Origin of the sequence: Enterobacter sp. TMH.L2 (genome assembly GCF_050847315.1) — a bacterium.
GTDB lineage: Bacteria > Pseudomonadota > Gammaproteobacteria > Enterobacterales > Enterobacteriaceae > Cedecea.
In genome coordinates this window covers 2,344,587-2,371,578 of record NZ_CP193791.1, presented here as the reverse complement: position 1 = coordinate 2,371,578, position 26,992 = coordinate 2,344,587, and the positions used below count along the sequence as shown (strand labels likewise).

Below are 26,992 nucleotides of genomic sequence, written 5' to 3'. Positions count from 1 at the left end.
CTTTTCGACGGGATCCGCTGCTTGAAAATCCTCATTATTGAAGACGAAGCGAAAACCGCCGCCTACCTGGTGAGCGGACTGAACGAAGCGGGCTATACCGCAGACTGGGCGGCTAACGGCATTGACGGCCTGCATCTGGCCCGGGAAGAAAATTATGACCTGATTCTGCTGGACGTCATGCTGCCGGAAATGAACGGCTGGACGGTAATGGAGCGTTTACGCGCTCATAGCCAGACGCCGGTGCTGTTTCTGAGCGCGCGCGGCACGCTGGAGGACCGTTTACGCGGGCTTGGCCTGGGGGCCGATGAATACCTCGTCAAGCCTTTCTCCTTTGCCGAATTGTTGGCAAGGATCCGCATTATTTTACGCCGTGGCCAGCCGCAGGCCGAAGCCGAAGAAGTGCTGACGATGGCCGATCTGCTGGTGGATGTCGCCAAGTTTCGCTGCGAGCGCGAAGGCAAGCGCATCACGCTGACCAATAAAGAGTTCAAGCTGCTGGTGTGCTTTCTCCAGCATCCGGGGCAAGTTCTGTCGCGAACGTTTCTGGCTTCCCGCGTGTGGGACATGAATTTCGACAGCGACACTAACGTGGTGGACGTCGCGGTGCGCAGGCTGCGGCAAAAAGTGGACGACCCCTTCCCGGTGCGGTTAATCCATACCGTGCATGGCGTGGGCTACCGCTGCGAGCCAGAGTCATGAAGCGTACTTCGCTAACCTTCCGCCTTGCCGTGTTGCTGGCCGCCTTTTCCTTTGTAGCGTTTACCGTCATGGGCAGCGCGCTCTATTACGCCCTGCGCCAGCAGCTTTCTATCCGTGATGACGCGGCGCTGGTTTCCCGCGTGGACCAGATCAGTACGCTGCTGCGGGATCTGGATGCGCGGCAGTTGATCCGCGAAAAGCCCCATTTGTTTGCCAATATGCTGGGCAATACGGAATCCCTGCTGGTGATCCGCTATGTGGGCGGTGCCACATTGCTGGAAGTTAACCCCATGCAGCGCGCGCTTCCCACCGTGACGCCGGTTGCCGCCAATCAGCGGCTGACGCTTGAGGCCGTACATCACGCCAATAATGCGGACGGCACGCCGATGGTTTACATGGCGGCAATTAGCCCCTCGGCCAATAATTTACCGCCGCTGGAGATTGTGTCGGCGCGGGTGCTGAGCGACAGAACCCATATTCTCGAAGAGTATCGCAACAAGATTATTCTCTTTGCCTCGATGATGGCGGCCATCTCGGTCGTGCTGGCGGTGATCTTTGCCCGACGTGGCATTTCGCCTTTGCGTCGTCTGGCCGATCGCACGGCGACTATTGGCACCCAAACGCTCTCGTCGAGGCTGGATAAGCAGGATGTGCCGATGGAGCTTGATGCGCTGATTGACCAAATCAACGCGATGCTCGAGCGGCTGGAACGCGGGTTCCAGCAGTTAAAACAGGTCAGTGCCGATATGGCCCATGACCTGCGCACGCCGATAACCACCCTGCTCGGCCAGACAGAAGTTGGCCTCGGCGCGGCGAGGGACAACGCCTATTACCAGCGACTGTTGGGCTCAAACTTTGAAGAGCTGCAGCGTATGTCGCGGATGATAGACAACATGCTGTTTCTGGCCCAGGCGGAACAGCCTGACCAGGAGATCCAGCGGCGTGATATTGACATTGTTGAAGAGACTCACCGCCTCGGTGAGTATTTTGAGGATCTGGCCGCCGAGCGTGAGGTGACGATTCAAACGCACGCCAGCGGCACGGTCAATGCGGATGCCCTGTTGCTGCGCCGGGCGCTGGCGAACCTGCTGTCTAACGCGGTGCGCTATGCCGAGCCCGGCAGTGAGATTGAGATTGCTGCCAGGCCTGAAGCGGAAGGTATGTCCATCGTGGTGATGAACCGTGGGGAGACCATTTCTCCGGCGCACCAGGAAAGGCTTTTCGACCGGTTCTACCGGGCCGACCCTTCCCGCAACGACTCGGCGCACTCCAGCGGACTTGGCTTATCCATCGTGCATTCCATCATGCAGTTGCATAAGGGGCGCTGTTGGGTGGAAAGCCAGGCCGGGGTGACCCGCTTTGGTTTATGGTTCCCTGACCGAAACTAGCCAAACGCCTCAGGCTTTTTTGTCTGCGGCCAACAGTCCAAAAAGCGCTGAGTCAGAAATCACGCCGTTGATTTCCCAACGCTGCCGCAGCAGCCCTTCCTGAGCAAAGCCCAGCTTTTGCAGGGCGGCTGCAGAAGCCTGGTTGCCAGGATCAATTTCAGCTTCGATGCGACGCAGATGAAGCACCTTAAAGGCATAGCTAATCAGCGCCTCGGCGGCTTCGTTAACCAGTCCCTTCCCCCAGTGCTCGCGCCCCAGACCAAACCCAATCTCGGCGCGGCGGGAATGAAAGTCAAAGCTGAAAAGCATACATTTTCCCGCCAGCTGGCCCGACTGTTTATCCCGGATGCACAGCGTCAGCGCAGAACGGTCCTGCATCTCTGCCGTTCTGCGGTCGATAAAACGCAGAGCATCGTCAAGGGAGCACCAGGGCGCGGTGTTCCAGTATTTCATCACCTGTGGATCGGAAAAAATGCCGAGCAGTGCCGGGGCATCTTCCGGTGAGGGTGGCGAAAGTATCAGGCGCGGAGTTTCAATCATTACCTTGAACGGCGAGGCGTGTTCAGCCTGCTCTTTATCAGCAAGAAGCGTTCCGGCCGGGTAGCAAAAAGTTTGCATAACGTTATTTCCCTATAGCGATGGTGGCAGGCTGTTTTTATGAATGCCGACGTAATATTTTGGCCGGAAGATAGCGCTGCATCGGCGTGGGCGACTGCCCGTCAATCAGCTTGCTGATCAGGTCATAGCAATGAAAAGCTAGCTGGCGGTTATCCTGCTGAATGGTGTCGATGCGCACCGACAGCGAGTCATACAGGTAGTGGTCGTCAAAGCTGGCCAGGTGAATGTCGCTCTCCAGCAGGTTGTGCTGGCTCATGTAGCGCAGCACGCCCTCAAGCAGGCCGCAGGCGGCGGTAAACAGCGCTTTGGGCGGACGTCCAAGCTGCGCGCACAGTGCAGCAAAGGACTCATAGCCCGAGCTCGGATGATAGTTGCCGTGAATGATCCACTCCGGGCGCAGCGTGACGCCCGCCTGAGCCAGGCCCTGGGTAAACCCTTCCAGCCGATCCCGCGTGGGGGAAAGCCTCGGCTGGCCGCCCAAAAAGTAGAATTCATCCGCATGCTGGCGGGCAATCGGGGCGATCAGTTCGGCGGTAGGCTGCACGGAGTCGGTGGCAACCAGCGGCAGCGCGGTGTCGTTCATGTGCCGGTCAAACAGCACCACCGGCAGTTGCTCACTCAGTTTGTGGTAATCCACAGCTGTCAGCATGCTGGAGGCGACAATCAGGCCGTCAACCTGGCGCGCAATCATGTTGCTGACCACCATGTTTTCCTGGCCCGGATTTTCGTCGGTGCAGGAGATAAGTAGCTGAACGCCCGCTTCACGGCAGAGCATTTCCAGTTCGTGGGAGAAAACGGCGAACCCGTAGTTGGTGATTTCCGGGACAACAAGCCCAATGGTATGGCTGCGGTCATCCCGCAGCGAGCGAGCGTGAATGCTCGGCTGGTAGTGCTGCTGTTGCGCAATCGTCATGATGCGTTCGCGGGTGGACTGGGCTACCCTCAGCTCTTTGCCCCGGCCATTGAGGACCAGGCTGGCGGTCGCCTTTGAGACGCCCGCCAGTTCGGCAATATCTTTAATCGTGACGCGTTTGGTTTTTTTCACAGAGCAACCGTGGCAATGAGTCGAAAACCCTCATTGTATCATGCAGGAACGCAGCGGCCAGTAGCGCAACGTGACCGCCGACTCGCCGTTGAAAGAGAGCCGCTCCGAAGGATGCGGGAAATAGCGGCTGCTCATCACGCCTTCCCCCTGATTGATGAAGATCTCAACGCTTGAGCTGTCGCAGAGGATCTGCAGCGAGGCAACCGCGCCATGCCAGTAACGGTGAAGCGGCTCGCCCGTCGCCAGGCTCGGACGCTGAAGCGTAATGCCCTGCCCGGTAACGTCCAGCGTCAGGCCGCCGCCAAAGCGGAGACTGAAGCGACCCGTGGCCTCTATCTGGAGTTCCAGGCGCGTTGCATCCAGCGCCGGAGCCAGGCTGGCTGGCCCTTGCCAGCGCTGTTCTTCTTCACGCAGCAGAGCCAGTTCCGCTATCGGGTTTTGATAAAGCTTGCCGTTGCTAAGCGTAAGCTCCCGCAGGCAGGTCATCTGGTGGATCCAGCCCTGTTCACGGGTTGGCTGCAGCATCTCCTCGCCGTCCGGCACGCCCATCCAGCCGACGAGCAAACGCCGCCCGTCCGGTGCCAGCGCCGTTTGCGGGGCATAGAATTCAAAGCCTGCATCCAGTTCGTTCAAGTCGCCGTGGCTGAATGTCGCCGTGGCGTAATCAAAGTCGCCAACCAGATACGCCGCAGGGTAAACGTTCAGAAAGCGTTCATTTTGACGGGCCTGCCCCTGCGGGCAGCAGAGCAGCACATGTTTACCGTCAAGAGGGAAAAGATCGGGGCATTCCCACATATAGCCTGCGTCAGCCAGCCCGTGGACGCCGTTCCCGGCAATTTCGCCTCTGTTTTCCCAGTCGCGCATATTTGGCGAAGAAAACAGCAATACCTTGCCCCGCTTGTGAAGATCCTGCGCGCCCAGCACCATGTACCAGACGCCCTCGTGCTGCCAGACCTTCGGGTCCCGCACATGCCCGGTGTAGCCCGCAGGCAGCGGTAAAACTGGCCCCATTTTGTCAAAGCCACCGACGCTGTTTTCCACCGCAAGGCATTGCCAGGCCGTGCGGCTGCCGTCGTCAGACTTAACGTTGCCGGTGTAGCACAGCGTCAGTCTGCCTTCGAGGTCAACGGCGCTGCCGGAGTAGCAGCCGCTGCGGTCGTATTCTTCATCCGGCATCAGCGCCAGCGGCTCGTGTCGCCACTGCACTAAATCAGCCGAACTCCAGTGGCCCCAGCACTTGTATTTATGGTCCGCCGCCAGCGGGTTCCACTGATAAAACAGGTGCCAGCGCCCGGCAAACCAGGTAAATCCGTTCGGATCGTTCATCAACCCGGTCACCGGGGCGTGATGCCACTGCGGATAGTGTTTATCCTGCAGGGCCTTGGGCTGGCCTGTCATCACGGCCTGCAAAATGGCCGGTAAACGGGAAGCAAGCGTCATGCTTCAGACTCCGCTTTGTATTTCAGTAACAGGGAGAGGATGAACGCCACGCCAAAAGCGATAACCATCCCGATGATGTAGTTCATCAGCGAACTGGCCTGCACAATAGCCATGCCCGGCAGCGCGGTTAAGCCGACCGCCGTCATGTACACATGCACGGAAACCACCCAGGCCCCACCCGCTGCGCCGCCCACTAGCGCCGCAATAAAGGGTTTAACAAACCTGAGGTTGATCCCGAAAATCGCCGCTTCGGTAATGCCCAGCATGGCAGAAAACGCCGAAGGCAGCGTAATGGCTTTGATTTTCGCATCCCGGGTTTTAAACCATACCGCCAGGCAGGCTCCGCCCTGCGCGACGTTTGCCATTGCCCAGATAGGCAGCAGGAAATTAACGCCGATGGCCGGATTGCCAAGCAGCCCGGCCTCAATAGCGTGGAAGCTGTGGTGAATACCCGTGATCACAATGACGGAATACAGCCCGCCAAAAAGCAGCCCGGCGAGCCAGCCCGCGTGGGCAATAAGCGTGCTGAGCACGAATGAGATGCCGTCTCCCAGCGCGCGCCCCGCCGGGCCGATAATCAGCAGCGCGATAAAGCCGGAAATGATGACCGTCAGGAACGGCGTCAGGATAAGATCCAGCGCATCCGGGATCACCCGGCGCAGCTGTTTCTCCACCAGACTCATAAACCACACCGCCAGCAGCACCGGGAAAACCGTCCCCTGGTAGCCAATCATCGCCACTTCCAGCCCAAAGAAGTTCATGGTGTGGAACCCGGCCGCCACGCCCCAGGCGTTGGTTAACGCCGGATGGGTTAAAATTCCGCCCAACGTCGCGCCCAGGTAGGGGTTGCCGCCGAACTCACGGGCGGCGGTGAAACCAATCAGGATAGGCAGAATAATAAACGCCGCCGAGCTGCACATATCCAGCATGATATAGAGTGCGTTATCCGGGCTGACCCAGCCGTAGGTTTTCACCATCCCGAGCAGCCCCATCAGCAAACCTGAGGCCACAATGGCAGGAATGATTGGCACAAAGATGTTCGACAGCAGACGGGCAATGCGCTGGAACGGATTCAGCTTTTTCGCCGCAAGATCTGCGGCTTCGGACTTGCTTGACTCTGCAATGCCTGCGGCCTGAATAAAGGCAGCATACACTTTATTCACTACGCCGGTGCCAAAGATGATTTGCATCTGCCCTGCGTTGCGAAAACACCCTTTCACTCCGTCGACTTTGCCAATCGCCTGTTGGTCTGCCAGCGCATCATCCACCAGAACCAACCGCAGCCTCGTTGCGCAGTGGGCCGCGCTGGCGATATTGTCTTTGCCGCCCAGCAGAGGAATCAGCTCTCTGGCAATGTGATTGAAATCCATAGTCACCTCTAAACGCTTTCTTGTTATGTCGTGGCACTCCCGCCGCAGCGGGAGGCCAGTTCGTTAAAACCAGGTTTCCATCTGAACGCCAAAGTTCCATTCCCCACCGGCGTTAAAGCCGCTGCTGCCGAAGGCGTCATTGCTCGCGTATTTGTCCAGTTTGCTGCTCCAGTCCATCCAGGTAGCAAACAGGCGCAGTTCCGGGCGGCTAAAGAAGTCGCCGATGCTGCCGGCCTTCAGCGTTGGGGCAAAGGTCAGCTTGTAGAAGCTGCCGTTGACCGCATTACGGTCTTTGTAACCTTCTGGCCGCAGATCCATGTACTGATAGCTGCCCTCGAACGCCAGAGCAAAGTTCTGGGTGACTTCTTTGATAAGCCGCGCGTTGACCGTGGCCCATTCATAGCTGTCTCCCTTCACGTAGCGATCTTTACTGCTTTGCGCCAGCAGCGCCGGAGCAATATGCCAGCCGCCGCCAATCGGCGTCACGCCAAAGCTGGCAAAGCGCCAGGTATTCGCCTCCGACAGCAGCGCACCGTCCGACCCGATCCCTTTTACTTCAGCGCCAAGACCGTGGCCGTAGAGCAGCGCGGTTTTAGCGCTGCCTTCGCGCAGGCCGTAGAAGCTGTCGTTATGCAGCCCTACCAGAGTATGCACGCCGGTATTGGCGGCTTCTTTTTGAATCAAATCGCCATTGGCATCTTTTCGGTCGTCGTTATCCTTTGCCCGAAGCCCGGTGACCATCAGCTGGAACGGCCCGGCAAAGTGATTCATGGTCAGCATATAGTTCTGGACGGTGTTGCCGGTGTCTTCGAGGTTGCCAAAATTGCGGCCATAGACCGCAAAGTTGCTGCGCAGCCCGTCGTTCCATTTCACGTCATACACGCCGCCGCCGGTGCCGGCGAGAAACACCACGTCGGAGTCCAGCCAGTGAATGTCGAAATTGTCACGATCGAAGCGCTTGCCTGCCCACCAGGTACTGCCTTTCAGCGGGCCCTCAAAGCCGGGGAGATTCCCCAGTTCGGCGAAGGCCTGGCGAATATTCAGGTCGCTGCTGTCCGCCGACCAGTCGTTGTAGGTCTTTTGCCCGTCCGCGAGCATAGCTTTAAAGCGGGTAGTGGTGCCATTGTCCAGCGTCTGGCGGTGCTCCAGATTCAGCTCAACGTAGGTATCGGCCTCGTTACCCAGTCGCCCTACTGCCCCCCCGGTTTCCCCGGCGGGCGTTAAGTAAGGGCCGCTTTTACTGCTGGATGCAGAATCATTCATTAACAGGCCGGAACGCGCGTAGCCGTGGAATTCAAAACCAGTTTGCTTATCTGCTTTTGATTCCAGTCGGGCGGTACGGTCGGCCACCGCCTGAGTGGTTGCCTGAGTTTGCTGTTGTTGAGTGGCGAGCAGTTGCGCTTTGCTTTCGGCGGCGCTGGCGCGTTGTTCTGCGGCCTTCGCCCTGCTTTCTGCATCCTGTAAGCGCTGCTCCATCGCGGCAAGGCGTGATTCTATGCTGTTTAAATCCGTGGCGGCCTGCGCGGACGCCGTGCCAATCAGCAAGGCTATCATCACTGCCAGTTTCTTTTTCTTATACATGTTCGTCGTATCCCTGAGAGGCTAATGTCATTTGTTTAGCTAAACCGGTTTAGTTGAAAAAGGGTAACCAGGGCGAAATACCGAAGGCAACGAATTTTGCTAAACCGATTTAGTAAATGTGACAGGCACGACAATCAGAATATATTTTTACCGTATTACAGCGATTGCTCGACCTCTTCCCGGTGAGGCAGCGCGGTCATCGCGCCTTTCGCCGTTGTCGCCAGCGCCCCGCAAAGCTGCGCCTGAGCGATAATCCCGGCCAGGGCTTCTTCGCTGTCGGGTAAGCCCCGGGTCGCCAGGCCGCTGAGCAGCCCGGCAACAAAAGCATCGCCTGCCCCGGTGGTATCCACACAGACCACGGGCCGGGCATCAAAGTGGTAGATCTGACCGTGGTAATACACCAGCACGCCTTCCTTGCCCTGAGTGACCAGCAGAAGTCGCAGAGCAAAGCGGCTGACCAGCTTTTTAATGCCCTCATGGAGATGGGTTTTCCCGCTGATAAAAATCAGCTCTTCGACGGAGAGTTTCACCACATCGGCCAGCAGCAGCGCCCTCGTCAGGCAAGCCTGCAGCTCTGCGACGTCATGCCAAAGATCGGGACGGATATTAGGGTCAAAGCTGACCTGGCCCCCGGCTTTTTTTATCTGCTCCATGGCGGAGAACGTCGTGCTCCGGCTGGGTTCCGCGCTTAAGGCTATCGAGCAGACATGCAGCCACTGACCGTGGCTGAAGGACGGAATATCATCGTATTCAAGGAATAAATCCGCACTGGGGCGAACCATAAAGGTGAACGTGCGTTCGCCGTGTTCATCCAGATCTACCACCACCGTGGAGGTTCTCTGGTTGGCATCCAGCCGCATAAATTCGGTGTTTACTCTTTCTTCCTGCAGCGTGCGTCGCATAAAGCGACCAAAGGGATCGTCCCCCACGCGGCCAATAAATCCGCTGCTGCCGCCGAGGCGCGCAATCCCGACGGCAACATTGGCCGGTGCCCCGCCGGGGCATTGCAGTAACCGGCCATTGCCGTCCGGAAGCAGATCGACGACGGCATCGCCCAGAACCCAAACTTGTACGCTCATGGTGTCTCCATTCGTAAGCTAAATTTTGCTAAACTGGTTTAGCTATTTAAACACACTCACGGAACGCGCTGAAACAAAATTCCTGCCGATTTGAGGACTTGTGTAACCAAAGTTCTTGGCCTGGCGGTGTCGGATGCAAAATCGCTGTGCCATAATATTGCGCGAAAACTTACCGAATGAGCCTTACTGGCAAGACGTTACGTCGAAAAAAGAGTATGCACATGGACATCAAACCAAAAAAACATCGCTCGCTTTACATCCCTTACGCCGGACCCGTTTTACTTGAATTCCCCCTGTTAAATAAAGGCAGCGCTTTCAGCATCGAAGAGCGCCGCAATTTCAACCTGCTCGGCCTGCTGCCGGAAGTGGTTGAAACCATCGAAGAGCAGGCGGAACGCGCCTGGATTCAGTACCAGGGCTTCAAAACCGAAATCGACAAGCACATCTACCTGCGCAACATCCAGGACACCAACGAAACGCTGTTCTACCGCCTGGTTGAAAATCATCTGGAAGAGATGATGCCGGTGATTTACACCCCCACCGTGGGGGCCGCCTGTGAGCGCTTCTCAGAAATCTACCGCCGCTCTCGCGGGGTGTTCATCAACTACGAAAATCGTCACCACATGGACGATATTCTGCAGAACGTGCCGAACCACAATATCAAAGTGATCGTGGTGACCGACGGCGAACGTATTCTCGGCCTGGGCGACCAGGGCATCGGCGGGATGGGCATTCCTATCGGGAAGCTGTCGCTGTACACCGCCTGTGGCGGCATCAGCCCGGCTTACACCCTGCCGGTAGTGCTGGACGTCGGCACCAACAACCAGCAGCTGCTGAACGACCCGCTGTATATGGGTTCTCGTCATCCGCGCATTACCGGCGACGACTACTACGAGTTTGTGGACGAGTTTATCCAGGCCGTGCGCCACCGCTGGCCGGACGTGCTGCTGCAGTTCGAAGACTTCGCGCAGAAAAACGCCATGCCGCTGCTGACCCGTTACCGCGACGAGATCTGCTCGTTTAACGATGACATTCAGGGCACCGCCGCTGTGACCGTCGGGACGCTGATCGCCGCCAGCCGCGCGGCAGGCAGCCAGCTCAACCAGCAGAAAATCGTCTTCCTGGGCGCAGGCTCCGCGGGCTGCGGCATCGCCGAGCAGATCATTGCCCAGATGCAGCGCGAAGGGCTGAGCGAAGAAGCCGCCCGTGGCAACGTGTTCATGGTTGACCGTTTTGGCCTGCTCACCGACAACATGCCTAACCTGCTCTCCTTCCAGACCAAACTGGTGCAGAGCCGCGAAAGCCTGGCGGAGTGGGATCTGGAAAACGAAGCGATTTCCCTGCTGGACGTGGTGCGTAACGCGAAGCCAAACATTCTTATCGGCGTTTCCGGCCAGACCGGCCTGTTCACCGAAGAGATCATTCGCGAAATGCACAAGCACTGCGCTCGCCCAATTGTGATGCCGCTGTCTAACCCGACTTCCCGCGTGGAAGCCACGCCGCAGGACATCATCACCTGGACCGATGGCGCCGCGCTGGTGGCCACCGGCAGTCCGTTTGATCCGGTGACCTGGAAAGATAAAACGTACCCTATCGCCCAGTGCAACAACGCCTATATTTTCCCTGGCATTGGCCTCGGGGTGATTGCCTCCGGCGCGTCGCGCATTACCGACGAAATGCTGATGGCGGCGAGCGAGTCGCTGGCTCAGCATTCTCCGCTGCTGAACAATGGAGAAGGCATGGTGCTGCCAGAGCTGAAGGACATTCAGAAAGTGTCCCGCGCTATCGCCTTTGCCGTGGCGAAGATTGCCCAGCAGCAAGGCGTAGCGGTAGTGACCTCCGCTGAAGCCCTGAAGCAGGCCATCGACGACAACTTCTGGCTGCCGGAATACCGCGACTATCGCCGGACTTCCATCTAACGAAGCTATTGTGGTACATGTTCAAACCCGCCTTTCGGCGGGTTTTTTATTTTCAGTTTCGCGCCTTAAGAAAGTCCAGAAAAGCGCGGAAAGCGGCGGACGGATGCTTGCGATTCGGGAAATAGAGGTGAAAACCCGGCAGCTCCGGCAGCCAGTCATCCAGGACGGAAATCAGTTTCCCGCTCTGAAGGTGTGGTTCGGCCATCTCCCGCAGCACATAGGCCAGGCCCACGCCGTTAAGCGCCATGTCGAGAGCAATATCCAGGTCGTCCACAACCACGGGCCCACTCACAACGACCTCCTCACGGCTTTCAGCTTGTTCAAAATACCAGCCAAAAGCTTTCCCGCTGGGGTAACGGAATTGAATGCATTTGTGTTCAGTTAACCGCTGTGGCTCTGCCGGGATCCCATGCTGAGCAAAATATGCCGGCGTGGCGACAACCGCGTAGCGTACCGGCGGACCGACAGGAATAGCTTTCATATCCTTCTCTATGACCCGGTTCAGCCTCACGCCTGCATCAAGCTGCGCCTTCACGATATCGACCAGCCGGTCATCCATCTGCACTTCAACCTGAATATCAGGGTACTGCCGGGTAAAGTCGGCAATCAGCGGCGCAAGCTGAAGCCTGCCACCCTGGCGCACAACATTGAGCCGAATAATGCCCATCGGCGTATCGCGATAAAGGTTGAGTTCGTCGAGCGTGAGGCTGATGTCATCAAAAGCCGGGGCAACCTTCTCATACAGTTTTCTTCCCGCCTCGGTGAGCGACACGCTGCGCGTCGTCCGGTTGAACAGCCTGACTTTAAGCCGCTCCTCCAGTTGGCGAATGGAATGGCTTACGGCCGAGGGCGTTAGCCCAACCTCTTCCGCCGCCTGACGAAAACTGCGGTACTTCGCCACGATCACGAAATAGCTGAAATCCACCAGCTTGATGCTCATTAGTGAATATTCCTCACTTCCCCAAGAAAATTCATGATCTTTATTACACACCAGACGGGGGATAAAGTCTCGCTATCGCAATAGATATCCCTGATAACGAGGTTTTAAGATGAAAAACATTAAATTAGAAAAAGTCTTCATCGCCGGTGGCTACGGCATGATTGGGTCAGCTATTGCCCGCCAGATTCGTGAGCATTTTCCTGCGGTTGAACTGGTGATTGCTGGTCGCAGTCCGGCAAAAGGCGCGAAGTTAATCGAGCAACTGGGGTTCGCGCACCCGGCGTTTATCGACCTCACCGGAGCGGAAGTGCCTGAGCATGCCGCTAACGCGCAGCTTATTATTGCCGCCGCGCCGGACCCTAAGAACCTGCTGGCGGAGTTTGCTATCAAAAATAACATCGCCTTCATAAATATTACCCAGGCAACGGGTGACGCCATTTTGCCGCTGCTGAATTTAACTCAGCGCTATCAGCTGACTCAGCCCGTCGTGCCGCTGGGCTATTACGAAGCGGGCCTGTTTTTACCGTTGGTTAGCCTGCTTGCCGCTGATTTTAGCGTTGTTGATCATGTGCAGCTTTCCGCGCTTCATGACCCGGCGGATCCGTTGGGAGAACTTTCCAGCAGCGAATTAGGCAATGAACTTGCTTCGGCTCTGATTCGGGAGTCAGGAAGCTGGACGCATTCATCCACTCCCCGGGATATCGCTCTCCAGAATGGTGAAGTGGTTCAGGGCGTGCCGTTCAGCATACTCGATACCACCGCGGTGGCCGCTATAACCAGCGCGAATTCGGTCAGGCTGGATATCGCGGCGGGTACGTCAATGGGTATGCATCAGCATGGCAAGCCGTCTATTGACCTGTACGTTGATATTGCCGGCACGGATTATGCTGGCGAGCACGTCAGAAAGCGCGTGATTGCCTCTGACCCACACGGGCAGGCGCATATGACCGCTTTTGGCGTACTGACGGTGATTAAGGCGATGCTAGACAGTGAAAAAGGAGGCCTGGTTGCCGCTGAAATGCTGCTGGATATGGCTGCGGCGCTGCAGCAAATGAAAGACACCGGGATCGCCATTTCCCGCGAATAAGAAAATATCAATGCAGGGTCCTGCATTATATTCATCACGTTAATGAAGAAAGACTCACCTATAAAACGATTCAGGCCGTAGGCATCAATATAAGTAAATATATGTAACTATATACAATGATCATTGTTGCGAATTGGAATTATTGATACTTTCCCGGCAGTTTAACCACACTCAAAAAAGGGAAATATTATGAGGAAAGTGTCAGCTTTTATCGGTTCATTACTGCTGGTTTCTGGTTCCACATGGGCCGCGCCCGCTAAGGATTGTGTGAAAGTGGACAAAGCCGCGATTGAAGGCTTGTTCGACCGCTGGAATGACTCGCTAAAGACTGGAGATGCTAAAAAAGTCGCTGATACGTATCTTACCGATGCGGTGTTATTGCCTACTGTGTCAAACCAGGTACGTCTGACGGACGCCGAACGTGTGGATTATTTTGAACATTTTCTGGCGAAAAAGCCGGTGGGTAAAATTGACAGCAGAACGGTTAGAATTGGCTGCAATAAAGCGATTGATGTAGGGACCTATACCTTTACCTTTGAGGATAAAACGACGGTTTCTGCACGATACACTTTCACCTACGCCTGGGATGGCAGCGACTGGAAAATCTCTTCACACCACTCTTCCGCGATGCCTGAAGTTTAATTAATAAAGGCGGTGACGTTTGTCACCGCCTTTATTGGCTTGTCTGAATACCAACAGGGCTACTTTAATCGTGCGCGTTTCGTTTCTTAAAAAGCGATTATGGCTTTTTGTAGGCGTAACTCAGCAGAATAGGATCGTCAGGGATCTGCGTGAACTGCGTGATTATCTGGTGGTAGTCCGCCGTTGGGTCAAGATCCTGCAGTTTCTGCGGGTACAGGTCTTTGGCTAAGATTTCCATCCCGATAATGTTGTACGGGTGATTATAGAAGTGGTGATACACGCCGTAGACCTTGCCTTCTTTCACCGGCTCGATGTTCTGGAACGTGTTACGGGCCAGCAGTTTACTGAAGGTGGCGTTCACTTCCTGCGGCGTACCGCCGTAGCCAAACGGCAATACGCTCGGATTCGGGCGTTTAGAGCCGGACATAATATAGACGTCAGGCTTCATGGCGATGATCTGCTCCATAGAGACAAACCCGGCGCTGCCAGGCAGCAGCTTAGAACCAATATTCTTCCCGCCTACCGCTTCCACCAGCGCGCCCCAGCCGTTGTGCCCGTGGGTGAAGCAGCAGTTCTCGGTGTTACCGGCGATCGGCTCAATAAACACCGTAGGTTTGTTTTTAACATCGGCCGCCACCTGCTGAATGCGGGCCAGGTGCTGCTGGTAATAGTCAGTGTACTCTTTGGCGCGTTTCTCCTGATTAAGCACGGTGCCCAGCAGCTTCACGCTGTTGGCGGTGTTCTCTACCGGGTGCAGCTCATAGTCAACGAACACCACCGGGATATTGAGTTTTTTAAGGGACTTAATAACACCAGTTTGCTCCAGCGCAGGCTTGGCCCGCAGTTGCGCAATCATGATGTCCGGCTGCTGCGCGAGCACGCTCTCAAGGTTGACTTCGCCCTGATCGCTAAAGCCCATATCAATAATTTTGGTGGCTTCAGGCCATTTGCCCTTCAGCACATCCCAGGTTTGGGTGTCCTGTTTTTTCGGCAGGTTATTCCAGGCTACAACGCGTTTGAACGGATCTTCACGGTCGAGCAGCGCAAGCGACAAAATGTCTCGCCCATCCTGCAGGATCACATGCTGCGGTTCTTTTTCGATAGTAATACGCTGGTTATCCATGTCGGTAACCGTGATCGGGTAAGTGGTGGCGCCGCACCCCGCCGAAGCGAGCAGTAACCCTGTCAGGACCAAATTTGCTTTCATTGATTGATGCTCTCCATGAGAAAGAGATTAGTTATTATTACTATTTATATTAATAAAGCCTTAATTTCCCACGGTATGGCAAGCACTGATTGGTTTAATTTTATTACGTGACAATGTCACAAAAACTTAATTAAAATCGTAAACATATAAATACACCTCCCGTAACCCTCATTTGACGCATCTACGCTTTTCCCTTACCCTGCGCGGCATAAATGTATACAGCTCTTCGTAAATGCAGAGGAAAGCGTGAAGAACAGGACTCTTGGCAGTGTTTTTATCGTGGCGGGAACCACCATTGGCGCAGGCATGCTGGCGATGCCGCTGGCGTCTGCTGGCGTAGGGTTTAGCGTCACGCTGCTGATGCTCGTCGGCCTTTGGGGATTAATGTGCTACACCGCACTCATGCTGGTAGAGGTTTATCAGCACGTTCCGGCGGACACCGGTCTGGGCACCCTCGCCCGGCGCTACCTTGGCCGCCCCGGGCAGTGGTTAACGGGGTTCAGTATGCTGTTCCTGATGTATGCCCTGACGGCGGCTTACATTAGCGGCGCCGGGGAACTGCTGGCGGCAAGCCTTAGCCAGTGGCTGTCCACTTCTATCTCCGCCACTTCTGGCGTGCTGTTGTTTACCGTTGTGGCGGGCGGGATTGTCTGCATCGGCACTCACATGGTCGATATGTTTAACCGCGTGCTGTTCAGCGCCAAAATCATTCTGCTGGTGGTAATGCTCGCCCTGATGATGCCGCATATCCACCACACCAACCTGCTCACGCTGCCGATTGAGAAAGGCCTCGCGCTTTCCGCCATCCCGGTCATCTTTACCTCGTTTGGCTTCCACGGCAGCGTGCCGAGCATTGTCAGCTACATGAACGGCAATATTCGCAAGCTGCGCTGGGTGTTTATCGTCGGCAGCGCCATTCCACTGGTGGCCTATATCTTCTGGCAGCTCGCCACCCTCGGCGCCATTGACTCGCCAACCTTTACCGGGCTGATGGCGGAGCATTCCGGGCTGAACGGCTTCCTGCAGGTTGTTCGTCAGGTGGTGGCCACCCCTCACGTTGAGCTGGCGATTCATCTGTTCGCCGACTTCGCGCTGGCCACCTCGTTCCTCGGCGTTTCCCTGGGCCTGTTCGACTACCTCGGCGATCTTTTTGCCCGCAGCCGGAAAGCCTCTGGCCGCCTGCAAACCGGCCTGATGACGTTCCTGCCGCCGCTGGTGTTTGCCCTGTTCTACCCGCAGGGGTTTGTGATGGCGCTGGGCTATGCGGGCGTTGCGCTGGCGGTGCTTGCCCTGCTGGTGCCGTCGATGCTGGTGTGGCAAAGCCGCAAACAGCATGCGGAGGCGACGTGGCGCGTGGCGGGCGGTAAGCCGCTTCTGGGGCTGGTCTTTGCCTGCGGGATCGCGGTGATTGTTATTCAGTTCCTGATTACCGTCGGCCTGCTGCCGGAAGTCGGTTAACGCTCTCGATATTCACGCGGGGCATTCGTCCCGCGTTCTTCATTTTTTCTGCTAATTCCCCGCTAAATCATCAGGATTTTGGACATAAAACCAGTAATTATGTAAGCAGAGTTAATATTGTAAATGCTAATTATTGTTATTATCATCTCAATTCCCATTATAAAATCGCTTCAGTTCAGATAAACAACATCATGAATCGCATTCCTTTTGGTTCTACTTTCGTTCGCCAGGCACTTGTTAATTCAAAATTATTAATCATTTCAACCTTCATTGTTGGGGCTCCGGCTTTCGCCGCCGACAAACCGAAGGAAGACACCTTAACCGTGGTCGCTACCGCTAACCCGGACGGCTCACCAACCAGCTATACCCAGGATGACTCCTCCATCGCCTCCCGCAGCAAAACGCCGCGCAGCGAAATCCCGCAGTCCGTTAGCGTGGTCACGCCGCAGGTGATTGACGACTACGCTGTGACCTCGGTCAATGACGCGATGAAGTTCGTCAGCGGCGTCACCCAGAGTAATACTCTCGGCGGCATCGAGGACGGTTTTGTCAAACGCGGGTTCGGCTCGAACAGCGACGGCTCCGTGTTTATTGACGGGGTGCGCAGCAACCAGGGCCTGGCGATGGATTCCAGCATCGACCATGTTGAGGTGCTGAAAGGCTCGGCCTCCCTGCTCTATGGCATCCTGAACCCTGGCGGCGTGATTAACCTCGTCAGCAAGGAACCGCAGTACAGCTGGAACACCCACGTCAGCGGCACCAGCAGCAGCAACGGCGGCGGGTCCGGCATGGTTGACGTCACCGGCCCGCTCGGCAACGGCTTCGCCTTCCGCCTGGTCGCCGAACGCCAGCATGAGGATTACTGGCGGAATTTCGGCACCGACGAACACACGCTGATTGCCCCGTCGCTCAGCTGGTACGGTGACAAAGCCTCTTTCAATATCAGCTACGTAGAATATAAGTTTGATATTCCGTATGACCGCGGCACGGCGTTTATCAACGGCAAACCGCTCAACATTCCTTACGACCGCCGCATTGACGATTACGCCAACCATGCCTGGGGCAAAAACAAACGCCTGACGACCAACTACTCGTACAAGCTGGATGACACCTGGGAAACGAACCTGAACTACGCCTGGATGCAGCGCCGCTACGACAGTAACGAAGTGCGTGCCACGGCGGTCGATCCTAACAGCGGCCTGGTTTCCCGTCGCGCGGATGCTAACCGTGGCTTTAACCACCAGACGGATTACGCGTCCTGGGACATCAGCGGCAGCCCTGAACTACTGGGCATGACCCACGACATCACGCTGGGCGCGGATTACGAGCAAAACGAAACCTACAAGAAGTATTCGTACCGTGGGAAGGTGACGAAAACCTTCAATATGTATAACCCGGTGTACGGCGTCTCGCCGGTCACCAACGGCAGCACCTACAGCGATTCCAACAGCAACCTGCGCACTAATCTCTACAGCCGCTCCCTGTTTGCGAAAGACAGCATTCATCTGACTGACCAGTGGATTGCCGTATTGGGTGGCCGCCTGCAGCGCTATACCCAGACCTCCAGCGCCGGTTGGGTAAACCCGCAAACCACGCTGGAGGACCGGGGCAATGCCTTCCTGCCGCAGCTGGGCCTGGTGTACAAAATCGTGCCTGACGTGTCGCTGTACGGCAGCTACAGCAAGTCGTTCACCCCTTCCACGCAAACGGACGACAACGGCAACGTAGCGTCCACCGAAAAAGGGACGACATGGGAAGTGGGCGCGAAATGGCAGATGGCACCTCGCCTGACCAGCAGCCTGGCGCTCTACCGCATTGATGAAAAAGACATGTCGGTCTTTATCAACGGCGTGACCCGCAACATCCCGAAAGCGCGTTCTACAGGCGCGGAACTGGAGCTTAACGGCGAAATTGCACAGGACTGGAACCTGACGGCGAACTACAGCTATGACAAAACTGAGATCGTGGAAGATAACGTCAATCCGGTGAACGTCGGCAACCGCCTGGTAAATGCCCCGACGACCATGGGCGGACTTTACCTCAGCCACACCCTGCGTTTCTCCTGGCTGCCGGGTGAATTACGCCTGGGCGGCGGCGGGCGTTACGTCGGCAGCCGCGCGGGTGACCCGGAAAACAGCTTCACCATGCCGGCTTACACCGTGGCTGATGCGTTTGTGGCCTGGGACAGCAAGCTGCTGGGCAAAAATACCGAGCTGAAGCTGAACGTCAAAAACCTGTTCAACCGCGAGTACTATGAATCCAGCGCCGGTAACCTGCGCGTTATCGAAGGTGAACCGCGCACCGCTTATCTCTCCGCCAGCGTGGACTTCTGAGATGAAAAAGTCGCTGTTGCTCGCGGCCCTGCTGGCGCTTAGCGCCGGCAGTCAGGCCAAAACGATAACCGATATTCTGCAGCGTAAAGTTGAGGTGCCGGATAACCCGCAGCGCCTGGTCGTCGGCGAAAGCCGGATGATTTACACCCTCGCTTTGGTGGAGGACGGTAACCCGGCGAAGCGCGTCGTCGGCTGGCCTGCGGATCTGCAGCGTCTGGATCCGCAGACCTGGAACCGCTACACCGAAGCGTTCCCGGCTATCAAAGACATCCCGACTATCGGCAACAATAACTTCTCGCAGATAAGCGTGGAGAAGGTTATCGCCCTGCATCCAGACCTGGTGATTCTGCCGATCTACGCCAAAAAAGAGAGCAATCACGACAGCTTTCTTACCCAGCTGACGCAGGCGCATATTCCGGTCATTTACGTTGATTTCCGCGTCGATCAGCTGAATAACACCGTTCCCAGCCTGCGTATTCTGGGCGAAGCGCTAAACGACCAGCCGAAAACGGAAAAGTTTATCGCCTTCTATCAGCAGCACATGGCGAAAATTGCCCAACGCCTGGCTGAGGCTAAACCCGTGAAGCCGACGGTAATGTTGCAGCTGCATTTAGGGGATAAAAGCGACTGCTGCACCACCGTCGGGCGCGGCAACCTGGCGGATCTGCTGGCCTTTGCCGGTGGGGATAACATTGCCGTGAGCCGCTTTCCCGGCGTGTATGGCAAGATTTCCCCGGAAGCGCTGCTGACGGTGAACCCGGATATTTACATCGCCACCGGCAGCGCCGGGCCGGATCAAACAGACCGGTTGAAATTGGGGTCGGAAGTCACAGCCGTTCAGGCGCAGCAAAGCTTTACGCAGGTGCTTAGCCAGCAGAAAGTGATTTCTAACCTGAACGCTATCCAGAACGACAAAGCCTGGGCGGTCTGGCATAACTTCTACCTCTCGCCGTGGCATTTACTGGACGTTGAGTTCTTTGCCAAAACCTTCCACCCGCAGCTGTTTGCGGATATGGATCCGCAGCAAACGCTGGATGAGATGAACCAGCAGTTCCTGGTGGTGAAAGAAACAGGCACTTACTGGACGAAACTGAAGTAATCTGTGTGCGGGTCAGGCGCTCTGACCCGCCAATTTTACTAGTTGTATCTTTCATTCCTCTGGTAGACAGTAGTGAAAATCTGTTTCTTTCCATGAGGTGTCAATGTCAGACTCGTCCCCCGCTAAGCCCACGCTTCATCTTCTCTGCGGCAAAATTGCTGCCGGTAAATCCACCCTGAGCGCAAAGCTGATGGAAACGCCCGATACTATTCTGGTCAGCGAAGACAGCTGGCTCGCGGCGCTTTACGGCGAGCAAATGCAAAGCGTGGCGGATTATGTCGCCTGCTCAGGCAAACTGAAAAAAGCGCTAACGCCGCATCTTGTTTCCCTGCTGAGGAACGGGCTTTCGGTGGTGCTCGATTTCCCGGCGAATACGCTGGCGAACCGCCAGTGGATGAAGTCGATTGCGGATGAAGCCGGGGCAGATAATCGCCTGCACTATCTGGACGTGCCCGATGACGTTTGCCGGGAGAGATTACGCGCCCGCAACAGCAGCGGAACTCATGATTTTGCCGCTACGGACGCGCAGTTTGATTTGATTACCCGCTACTTCGTTGCGCCCGATGAACGCGAAGGGTTGACGATAATCCGCTACCCATAAGGTGACATTGTCACCTTTTAAAATTGACTAAAGGCTGTAACCCGGTTTTTTCAGCAGCGAATCCATCTCCGGCGCAATCTGCGTATCCCACACTTCGGCTTTCCAGTTCGCCTGATCGATCATTTTCAGCGCCACGGACAGCGACTCGTCCTTCGAGCCGAAGTACTTTTTCAGCACATCACACATTTCGCTGGCCACGGCCTGTTTTTGCTCTTCGGTCAGCTCACGAGGGAAACATTTGATTTCGATATGCGGCACGGTGATTCTCCTTTTTGTTGTTGAACACTAGTTTTACTGCTTCACAGGGGGATCGGGCAAGCGGCGGGTAAAAGAAAGGCCAGTTTCACTGGCCTTGAAGGGTTACTGGATTTTTCGCGCCGGCGCTTTTCTGACCGGCGACTGTTCCGCTTTGTAATAGCTGGCGGTGCTGCGCGGCAGCGGCGCTTTGCCGCGAATCGCATCGGCAATTTTTTCACCGATCATAATGGTGGTGGCGTTCAGGTTGCCGGTAATGATCTGCGGCATGATGGAAGCATCCACCACGCGCAGCCCCTGCAGGCCGTGAACCCGGCCCTGCTCGTCCACCACGGACATTTCATCGTGCCCCATTTTACAGCTGCCGCACGGGTGAAAAGCGGTTTCCGCATGGTTACGCACAAACTCATCCAGCTGTTCGTCCGTCTGGCAGTCAACGCCGGGGCTGATTTCGCGGCCACGGTATTTATCCAGGGCGGGCTGCTGCATGATCTCACGAGTAATACGAATCGCGTCGCGGAACTCCTGCCAGTCCTGTTCGTGAGACATATAGTTGAACAGAATACTCGGGTGCTCGTGAGGGTCGCGCGATTTCAGCTTCACGCGGCCCCGGCTTGGAGAACGCATAGAGCCGACGTGGCACTGGAAACCGTGCTCTTTCACCGCGTTTGAGCCGTTGTAGTTAATCGCCACCGGCAGGAAGTGATACTGAATATTAGGCCAGCTAAATTCTTCGCGGCTGCGGATAAAGCCCCCCGCTTCAAACTGGTTGCTCGCGCCTACGCCGGTGCCGTTGAACAGCCACTCTGCACCGATTTTTGGCTGGTTGTACCATTGCAGCGCCGGGTAAAGCGACACCGGTTCTTTGCATTCGTATTGCAGGTACATTTCCAGATGATCCTGCAGGTTTTCGCCCACGCCAGGCAGGTCATGAACAACAGGGATCTCAAGGCTTGCCAGGAATTCTGCATCGCCCACCCCAGAGCGCTGCAGAATTTGTGGCGAAGCAATCGCGCCGGCGCTCAACAAAACTTCTTTGCGCGCTTTGGCCACGGAATGCACCGGGCTATCGTTCACCAGGTATTCCACGCCTACCGCACGCAAATTATCAAAGATAATGCGGTCAGTGGTTGCATGGGTCACGATGGTCAGGTTTTCCCGGCGCTTTGCTTCATCTAGATAACCACGGGCAGTACTGGCGCGGCGGCCTTTCGGCGTTACGGTACGGTCCATCGGGCCAAAGCCTTCCTGCTGATAGCCGTTCAGATCGTCCGTTCGCGGATAGCCCGCCTCAACGCCCGCTTCGATCATCGCGTGAAACAGCGGGTTGTTGCCCTGCTTCGGCGTCGTAACGGACACTGGGCCTTCGCCGCCGTGATAATCGTTGGGGCCGATATCGCGGGTTTCCGCTTTGCGGTAGTACGGCAGGCAGTCCAGATAGCTCCAGTTCTCCAGGCCCGGCATCGATGCCCAGTTGTCGAGATCCATCGCGTTTCCACGGATGTAACACATGCCGTTGATCAGGGATGAGCCGCCGAGCCCTTTGCCTCGCCCGCACTCCATACGGCGGTTGTTCATATACGGCTCGGGGTCGGTTTCATAGGCCCAGTTGTAGCGCTTGCCCTGCAGCGGGAACGCCAGTGCCGCGGGCATTTGGGTGCGGAAATCAAAGCGGTAGTCCGGGCCGCCTGCCTCAAGCAGCAGGACGGTGGTATCGGGATCTTCCGTTAAACGTGCAGCTAAAACATTACCTGCGGAACCCGCTCCAATAATGATGTAATCAAATTCCATTCATCCTCCTCAGGTGGGGTTAAAAGATTGAGTGATAGGTGCCCATCTCCAGTTGGATTGACTTAACTTGCGTATAGCTTTGCAGCGTCATCAGGCCATTTTCGCGACCAATGCCGGAATGCTTGTAGCCGCCCACCGGCATTTCCGCCGCCGACTCTCCCCAGGTATTAATCCAGCAAATCCCGGCCTCAAGCTGGTGAATTACGCGGTGCGCACGAGTGAGGTCGTTCGTGACTACGCCCGCCGCCAGGCCATAATCCGTGTCGTTAGCGCGGCGAATCACTTCCTCTTCTGATTCGTAGCTAAGGATCGACATTACCGGCCCGAAGATTTCTTCGCGGACGATAGTCATCTCATCCCGGCAGTCGGTGAATACCGTGGGCGCAACCCAGGCACCGTTATCAAACCTTTCTCCGCGCAGCTTGTCGCCACCGCACAGCAGCGTCGCGCCTTCTTCACGGCCGGATTCGATGTAGCGCAGGACGTTTTCGCGGTGCGGGAAGCTGACCAGCGGCCCAAAGTTGGTGTGCGGGTCCATTACGTCACCGGCACGAATGCGGCCCACGCGCGCCACAATTTTCTGCTCAAACTCGGCTTTCAGCGCCGCAGGGATGAAAACGCGAGTACCGTTGGTACAGACCTGGCCGGAGCTGTAGAAGTTGGCCATCATCGCGATGTCCGCCGCCAGGTTGAGATCGGCGTCATCAAAGATAACCAGCGGAGATTTACCGCCCAGCTCCATCGTGACCTGTTTCAGCGTGGTACCGGCGGCATTCGCCATCACCTTTTTGCCGCTGGCTACGCCGCCGGTGAAGGAAACTTTGGCAATGCCAGGGTGTTCCGTCAGCAGTTGGCCCGTTTCTGCGCCAACGCCTGGTAGCACGCAAAAGACGCCGTCCGGCAGCCCGGCTTCGGTATAAATTTCTGCCAGCTTAAGTGCGGTAAGCGGCGTCACTTCGCTTGGTTTGAAGATCATCGCGTTGCCAGCCGCCAGCGCAGGGGCAGACTTCCAAAGCGCAATCTGAATCGGGTAATTCCATGCGCCGATCCCGGCCACAACGCCCAACGGCTCCCGGCGGGTGTAGACGAATGAGGTATCCCGCAGCGGGATCTGCTGGCCTTCCAGGGTGGTTGTCAGCCCGGCATAATATTCCAGCACGTCTGCACCAGTGACGATATCGACGGCGGAGGTTTCGCTGAAGGCTTTGCCAGTGTCTAGCGTTTCCAGTTCGGCCAACTCATCGTTACGCTCGCGCAGAATGTCGACCGCGCGGCGCAAAATGCGTGCACGCTCAACGGGCGTTTTTGCTGCCCATATTTTCTGCCCTTTCTTCGCCGCAGCCACGGCGCGGTCAACGTCTTCCCGGCCAGCAGCCTGAACGACCGCCAGCACTTCGCCGTTAGCCGGGTTGATGGTTTCGAACGTTTTACCGCTGAGCGCATTCACGTAAGCGCCGTCGATATAGAGCTTTTGTTCACCCAATCGGGACATGATTTTTCCTCGCTAAATTAGCTTTTCACCGCAATAAGATGCTGGTTGATGAATTGCGTGGTCAGTACGCTCGCCGCTTTGCGGTCAAACGGTTTGCCGCTTAGGGCCGCCCGCAGCCAAAGGCCGTCTATCAGCGCCGCGAGGCCATAGCCCGCCAGCCGGGCTTCCTCCTGCGGCAGCTCGCGCCTGAACTCGGCGGTGAGCGTGGATAACAGGCGGCGGCTGCTCACCTGCTGTAACCGGTAGAGCATCGGCTGGTGCATGCTGCTGGCCCAAAATGCCAGCCAGGCTTTCATCGCCGCGCTGTGCGTTTGTGTCTCGTCAAAATTTCCGTCCACGATGGCGCACAGCCGCCGTTCGGCAGAAGCGCCAGGTAAAGCTTTCAGTCGCCCCACCACCGCATCGCGGAGCTGGGCGGTGACGTCCCGCATGGTGGCCTCCAGCAGGCCGTTTTTATCCTGGAAGTAGTGGCTGATGATGCCGGTCGAGACCCCGGCCCGGCGGGCAATTTGCGCCACCGTGGCATCATGCATGCCGACCTCATTTATGGCGTTTAATGTGGCGTCGATCAGCTGTCTTCGCCTTATCGGCTGCATACCTTTTTTTGGCATCGCCCCGCTCCATTCATCAATAATTGTTATCTATTTAAGCGTTTATTGATTGAACGTTCAATATAAAATGTGTATTAATTGTTACGCAATGGCGTGAAAACAGAGAAGCACTCGCGTTCCAGACAATAAAAACGAGGATTTTATTTGAATAAATTCAATGAATTAAATTTAATCATCAATGTAAGACCATAAATTGATTATGGAATTGTTAAAAAGCAATCTCACCTGCATTCACAAGAAAAACTTAACTGCTCATCTGAGTAGTCACCGTTACTTAACCTGAGGTAATCGATGACGAGTCCCGTTACTGCTCCTGCTACCAGTGAAAAAGACAAAATCAACCCGGTGGTGTTCTACACGTCCGCCGGGCTGATTTTGTGCTTTTCCCTGATGACCATTTTTTATAGCGATTTCTCTGCGAATCTGATTAGCCACACGCTAAGCTGGGTCTCCTCCCGCTTCGGCTGGTACTACCTGCTTGCCGCCACGCTCTACATCGTGTTTGTGGTGTTTATCGCCTGCTCGCGCTTCGGTTCTATAAAGCTCGGGCCGGAACAGTCCAAGCCCGAATTCAGCGTGCTGAGCTGGGCGGCGATGCTGTTTGCCGCCGGCATAGGCATCGACCTGATGTTCTTCTCCGTTGCCGAGCCGGTGACGCAATATATGCAGCCGCCGGAAGGTGCCGGACAAACCATTGAGGCGGCGCGCCAGGCGATGGTCTGGACGCTGTTCCACTACGGCCTGACCGGCTGGTCGATGTATGCGCTGATGGGCATCGCGCTGGGCTATTTCAGCTACCGCTATAATCTGCCGCTGACGATTCGCTCGGCGCTGTACCCGATCTTCGGCAAGAAAATTAACGGCCCGATTGGGCACACGGTGGATATCGCGGCGGTGATCGGCACGATTTTCGGTATTGCCACCACGCTGGGGATCGGCGTTGTGCAGCTGAACTACGGGCTGAGCGTGCTGTTTGACATCCCGGACAGCCTGGGGGCTAAAGCGGCATTGATCGTTCTGTCGGTGATTATCGCCACTATTTCGGTCACCTCCGGCGTGGATAAAGGTATTCGCGTGCTTTCCGAACTGAACGTGGCGCTGGCGCTGGGCCTAATCCTGTTCGTGCTGTTTATGGGCAATACCGAATTTCTGCTCAACGCGCTGGTGCTGAACGTGGGCGATTACATCAATCGCTTTATGGGCATGACGCTAAACAGCTTTGCGTTCGACCGCCCGGTGGAATGGATGAACAACTGGACCCTGTTCTTCTGGGCCTGGTGGGTGGCGTGGTCGCCGTTTGTCGGCCTGTTCCTGGCGCGTATTTCACGTGGCCGTACCATTCGTGAGTTCGTGTTAGGCACGCTGATTATTCCGTTTACCTTTACGCTGCTGTGGCTTTCGGTGTTCGGCAACAGCGCGCTGTACGAAATCATTCACGGCGACGGCACCTTTGCCCAGGAAGCGATGGCGCACCCAGAGCGCGGCTTCTACAGCCTGCTGGCGCAGTATCCCGGCTTCACCTTTAGCGCTTCGGTGGCGACGATCACCGGCCTGTTGTTCTACGTCACGTCGGCGGATTCCGGCGCGCTGGTGCTGGGGAACTTCACCTCTAAGCTGAAGGACATTAACAGCGATGCGCCCAACTGGCTGCGTATCTTCTGGTCCATTGCGATTGGCCTGCTGACAATGGGGATGCTGATGACCAACGGCATTTCCGCGCTGCAGAACATGACGGTGATTATGGGCCTGCCCTTCAGCTTCGTGATCTTCTTCGTGATGGCTGGGCTGTATAAATCGCTAAAAATTGAAGATTACCGCCGCGTTAGCGCCAGTCGCGACACCGCGCCGTATATGATGACCGCGCAGGATCGTCTTGGCTGGAAAAAACGCCTCTCCCGGCTGATGAACTACCCCGGCACGCGTTATACGCAGAAGATGATGGATACCGTTTGCTACCCGGCGATGGAAGAGGTTTCTCAGGAACTGGAACTGCGCGGCGCGAAGGTCGAACTTTCCGTTGAGCCACCTCTACCGGATGAGAAGCTGGGGCACCTTGAACTGCGGGTGCATATGGGCGACGAACAAAACTTTGTCTACCAGATTTGGCCGCAGAAGTATTCGGTGCCGGGCTTTACCTACCGCGCCCGCAGCGGGAAGTCGACCTATTACAGGCTGGAAACTTTCCTGCTGGAAGGCAGCCAGGGCAATGACCTGATGGACTACAGCAAAGAACAGGTGATCATCGACATTCTCGATCAGTACGAACGCCACCTGAACTTTATCCACCTGCACCGCGAGGCGCCGGGGAACAGCATTACGTTCCCGAACGTGTAGCGG

22 protein-coding genes are annotated in these 26,992 nt (G+C 56.3%); 10 read left to right on the top strand and 12 right to left on the bottom strand.

Annotated features, from left to right (window positions below; all coding sequences use genetic code 11):
• Positions 1–21: 21 nt before the first annotated feature.
• Together ACREYP_RS11355 and ACREYP_RS11350 are read left to right on the top strand one after the other, a co-directional pair.
• Positions 22–699, top strand: a complete 678-nt coding sequence (locus ACREYP_RS11355) for a heavy metal response regulator transcription factor (RefSeq protein WP_008458900.1) — start codon at positions 22–24, stop codon at positions 697–699.
• Positions 696–2,087, top strand: a complete 1,392-nt coding sequence (locus ACREYP_RS11350) for a heavy metal sensor histidine kinase (protein ID WP_336707139.1) — start codon at positions 696–698, stop codon at positions 2,085–2,087. Before ACREYP_RS11355 ends, ACREYP_RS11350 begins: the two co-directional genes overlap by 4 nt.
• Before the next feature lie 9 nt (positions 2,088–2,096).
• Here ACREYP_RS11350 and ACREYP_RS11345 read toward each other — a convergent pair whose 3' ends face one another.
• From ACREYP_RS11345 to cscK, 6 genes are all read right to left on the bottom strand, one after another.
• Complete coding sequence (locus ACREYP_RS11345) at positions 2,097–2,705, bottom strand: GNAT family N-acetyltransferase (RefSeq protein WP_498881376.1); 609 nt, start codon at positions 2,703–2,705, stop codon at positions 2,097–2,099.
• A gap of 37 nt (positions 2,706–2,742) precedes the next feature.
• Entirely contained in the window at positions 2,743–3,750 is a 1,008-nt protein-coding gene (locus ACREYP_RS11340) for a LacI family DNA-binding transcriptional regulator (protein WP_008458894.1), read from the bottom strand.
• Between the two features lie 30 nt (positions 3,751–3,780).
• A complete protein-coding gene (locus ACREYP_RS11335; RefSeq protein WP_336818667.1) occupies positions 3,781–5,190 on the bottom strand; it encodes a sucrose-6-phosphate hydrolase in 1,410 nt (469 codons plus the stop codon).
• Positions 5,187–6,560, bottom strand: a complete 1,374-nt coding sequence (locus ACREYP_RS11330; protein WP_336818666.1) for a sucrose-specific PTS transporter subunit IIBC — start codon at positions 6,558–6,560, stop codon at positions 5,187–5,189. The genes ACREYP_RS11335 and ACREYP_RS11330 overlap by 4 nt, the downstream gene beginning before the upstream one ends.
• A gap of 63 nt (positions 6,561–6,623) precedes the next feature.
• Positions 6,624–8,141 carry a carbohydrate porin gene (locus tag ACREYP_RS11325; protein ID WP_008458889.1) on the bottom strand — a complete coding sequence of 506 codons (1,518 nt, stop codon included), beginning with the start codon at positions 8,139–8,141 and terminating at the stop codon, positions 6,624–6,626.
• A 155-nt stretch (positions 8,142–8,296) separates the two neighbouring features.
• Positions 8,297–9,220, bottom strand: a complete 924-nt coding sequence (gene cscK, locus ACREYP_RS11320; protein WP_008458886.1) for a fructokinase — start codon at positions 9,218–9,220, stop codon at positions 8,297–8,299.
• Between the two features lie 221 nt (positions 9,221–9,441).
• Here cscK and ACREYP_RS11315 point away from each other — a divergent pair, with 221 nt between their 5' ends.
• Positions 9,442–11,139 (top strand): NAD-dependent malic enzyme, encoded by a 1,698-nt coding sequence (locus ACREYP_RS11315; protein WP_166863902.1) that lies wholly within the window; start codon positions 9,442–9,444, stop codon positions 11,137–11,139.
• Between the two features lie 52 nt (positions 11,140–11,191).
• Here the strand turns inward: ACREYP_RS11315 and ACREYP_RS11310 are convergent, their stop codons facing one another.
• Positions 11,192–12,079, bottom strand: a complete 888-nt coding sequence (locus ACREYP_RS11310) for a LysR family transcriptional regulator (RefSeq protein WP_336818665.1) — start codon at positions 12,077–12,079, stop codon at positions 11,192–11,194.
• Between the two features lie 109 nt (positions 12,080–12,188).
• Here ACREYP_RS11310 and ACREYP_RS11305 point away from each other — a divergent pair, with 109 nt between their 5' ends.
• Positions 12,189–13,166 carry a saccharopine dehydrogenase NADP-binding domain-containing protein gene (locus ACREYP_RS11305; protein WP_336818664.1) on the top strand — a complete coding sequence of 326 codons (978 nt, stop codon included), beginning with the start codon at positions 12,189–12,191 and terminating at the stop codon, positions 13,164–13,166.
• Positions 13,167–13,355: 189 nt separating this feature from the next.
• Positions 13,356–13,808 (top strand): SgcJ/EcaC family oxidoreductase, encoded by a 453-nt coding sequence (locus ACREYP_RS11300; protein WP_008458880.1) that lies wholly within the window; start codon positions 13,356–13,358, stop codon positions 13,806–13,808.
• Between the two features lie 97 nt (positions 13,809–13,905).
• On the opposite strand, the gene ACREYP_RS11295 is transcribed toward ACREYP_RS11300, so the two are convergent.
• On the bottom strand, positions 13,906–15,015 hold the full coding sequence (locus ACREYP_RS11295; RefSeq protein ID WP_336818663.1) for an ABC transporter substrate-binding protein: 1,110 nt from the start codon (positions 15,013–15,015) through the stop codon (positions 13,906–13,908).
• Between the two features lie 246 nt (positions 15,016–15,261).
• Here ACREYP_RS11295 and tyrP point away from each other — a divergent pair, with 246 nt between their 5' ends.
• The 4 genes from tyrP (at position 15,262) to ACREYP_RS11275 (ending at position 20,506) form a co-directional block, all read left to right on the top strand.
• The gene (gene tyrP / locus ACREYP_RS11290) at positions 15,262–16,473 is read left to right on the top strand and encodes a tyrosine transporter TyrP (RefSeq protein WP_498881375.1); all 1,212 of its coding nucleotides are present in this window, start codon (positions 15,262–15,264) and stop codon (positions 16,471–16,473) included.
• Positions 16,474–16,664: 191 nt separating this feature from the next.
• Entirely contained in the window at positions 16,665–18,806 is a 2,142-nt protein-coding gene (locus ACREYP_RS11285) for a TonB-dependent siderophore receptor (protein ID WP_498881374.1), read from the top strand.
• 1 nt (position 18,807) lies between these two features.
• Entirely contained in the window at positions 18,808–19,905 is a 1,098-nt protein-coding gene (locus ACREYP_RS11280; protein ID WP_166992410.1) for an ABC transporter substrate-binding protein, read from the top strand.
• 103 nt (positions 19,906–20,008) lie between these two features.
• Entirely contained in the window at positions 20,009–20,506 is a 498-nt protein-coding gene (locus tag ACREYP_RS11275; RefSeq protein WP_336818660.1) for a P-loop nucleotide/nucleoside kinase family protein, read from the top strand.
• 27 nt (positions 20,507–20,533) lie between these two features.
• Here ACREYP_RS11275 and pptA read toward each other — a convergent pair whose 3' ends face one another.
• The 4 genes from pptA to betI all read right to left on the bottom strand — a co-directional run bounded on the left by pptA (position 20,534) and on the right by betI (position 24,655).
• Positions 20,534–20,764, bottom strand: a complete 231-nt coding sequence (pptA, locus tag ACREYP_RS11270; protein ID WP_336818659.1) for a tautomerase PptA — start codon at positions 20,762–20,764, stop codon at positions 20,534–20,536.
• 102 nt (positions 20,765–20,866) lie between these two features.
• Positions 20,867–22,552, bottom strand: a complete 1,686-nt coding sequence (betA, locus tag ACREYP_RS11265) for a choline dehydrogenase (RefSeq protein ID WP_336818658.1) — start codon at positions 22,550–22,552, stop codon at positions 20,867–20,869.
• A gap of 19 nt (positions 22,553–22,571) precedes the next feature.
• Positions 22,572–24,044: a betaine-aldehyde dehydrogenase gene (betB, locus tag ACREYP_RS11260; RefSeq protein WP_498881373.1), complete on the bottom strand. Its 1,473-nt coding sequence runs from the start codon at positions 24,042–24,044 to the stop codon at positions 22,572–22,574.
• A gap of 17 nt (positions 24,045–24,061) precedes the next feature.
• On the bottom strand, positions 24,062–24,655 hold the full coding sequence (gene betI, locus ACREYP_RS11255) for a transcriptional regulator BetI (protein WP_008458862.1): 594 nt from the start codon (positions 24,653–24,655) through the stop codon (positions 24,062–24,064).
• Positions 24,656–24,946: 291 nt separating this feature from the next.
• Here betI and ACREYP_RS11250 point away from each other — a divergent pair, with 291 nt between their 5' ends.
• Positions 24,947–26,989, top strand: coding sequence for a choline transporter (locus ACREYP_RS11250; protein WP_008458860.1), 2,043 nt, complete (start codon positions 24,947–24,949; stop codon positions 26,987–26,989).
• The last annotated feature ends 3 nt before the right edge of the window (positions 26,990–26,992 follow it).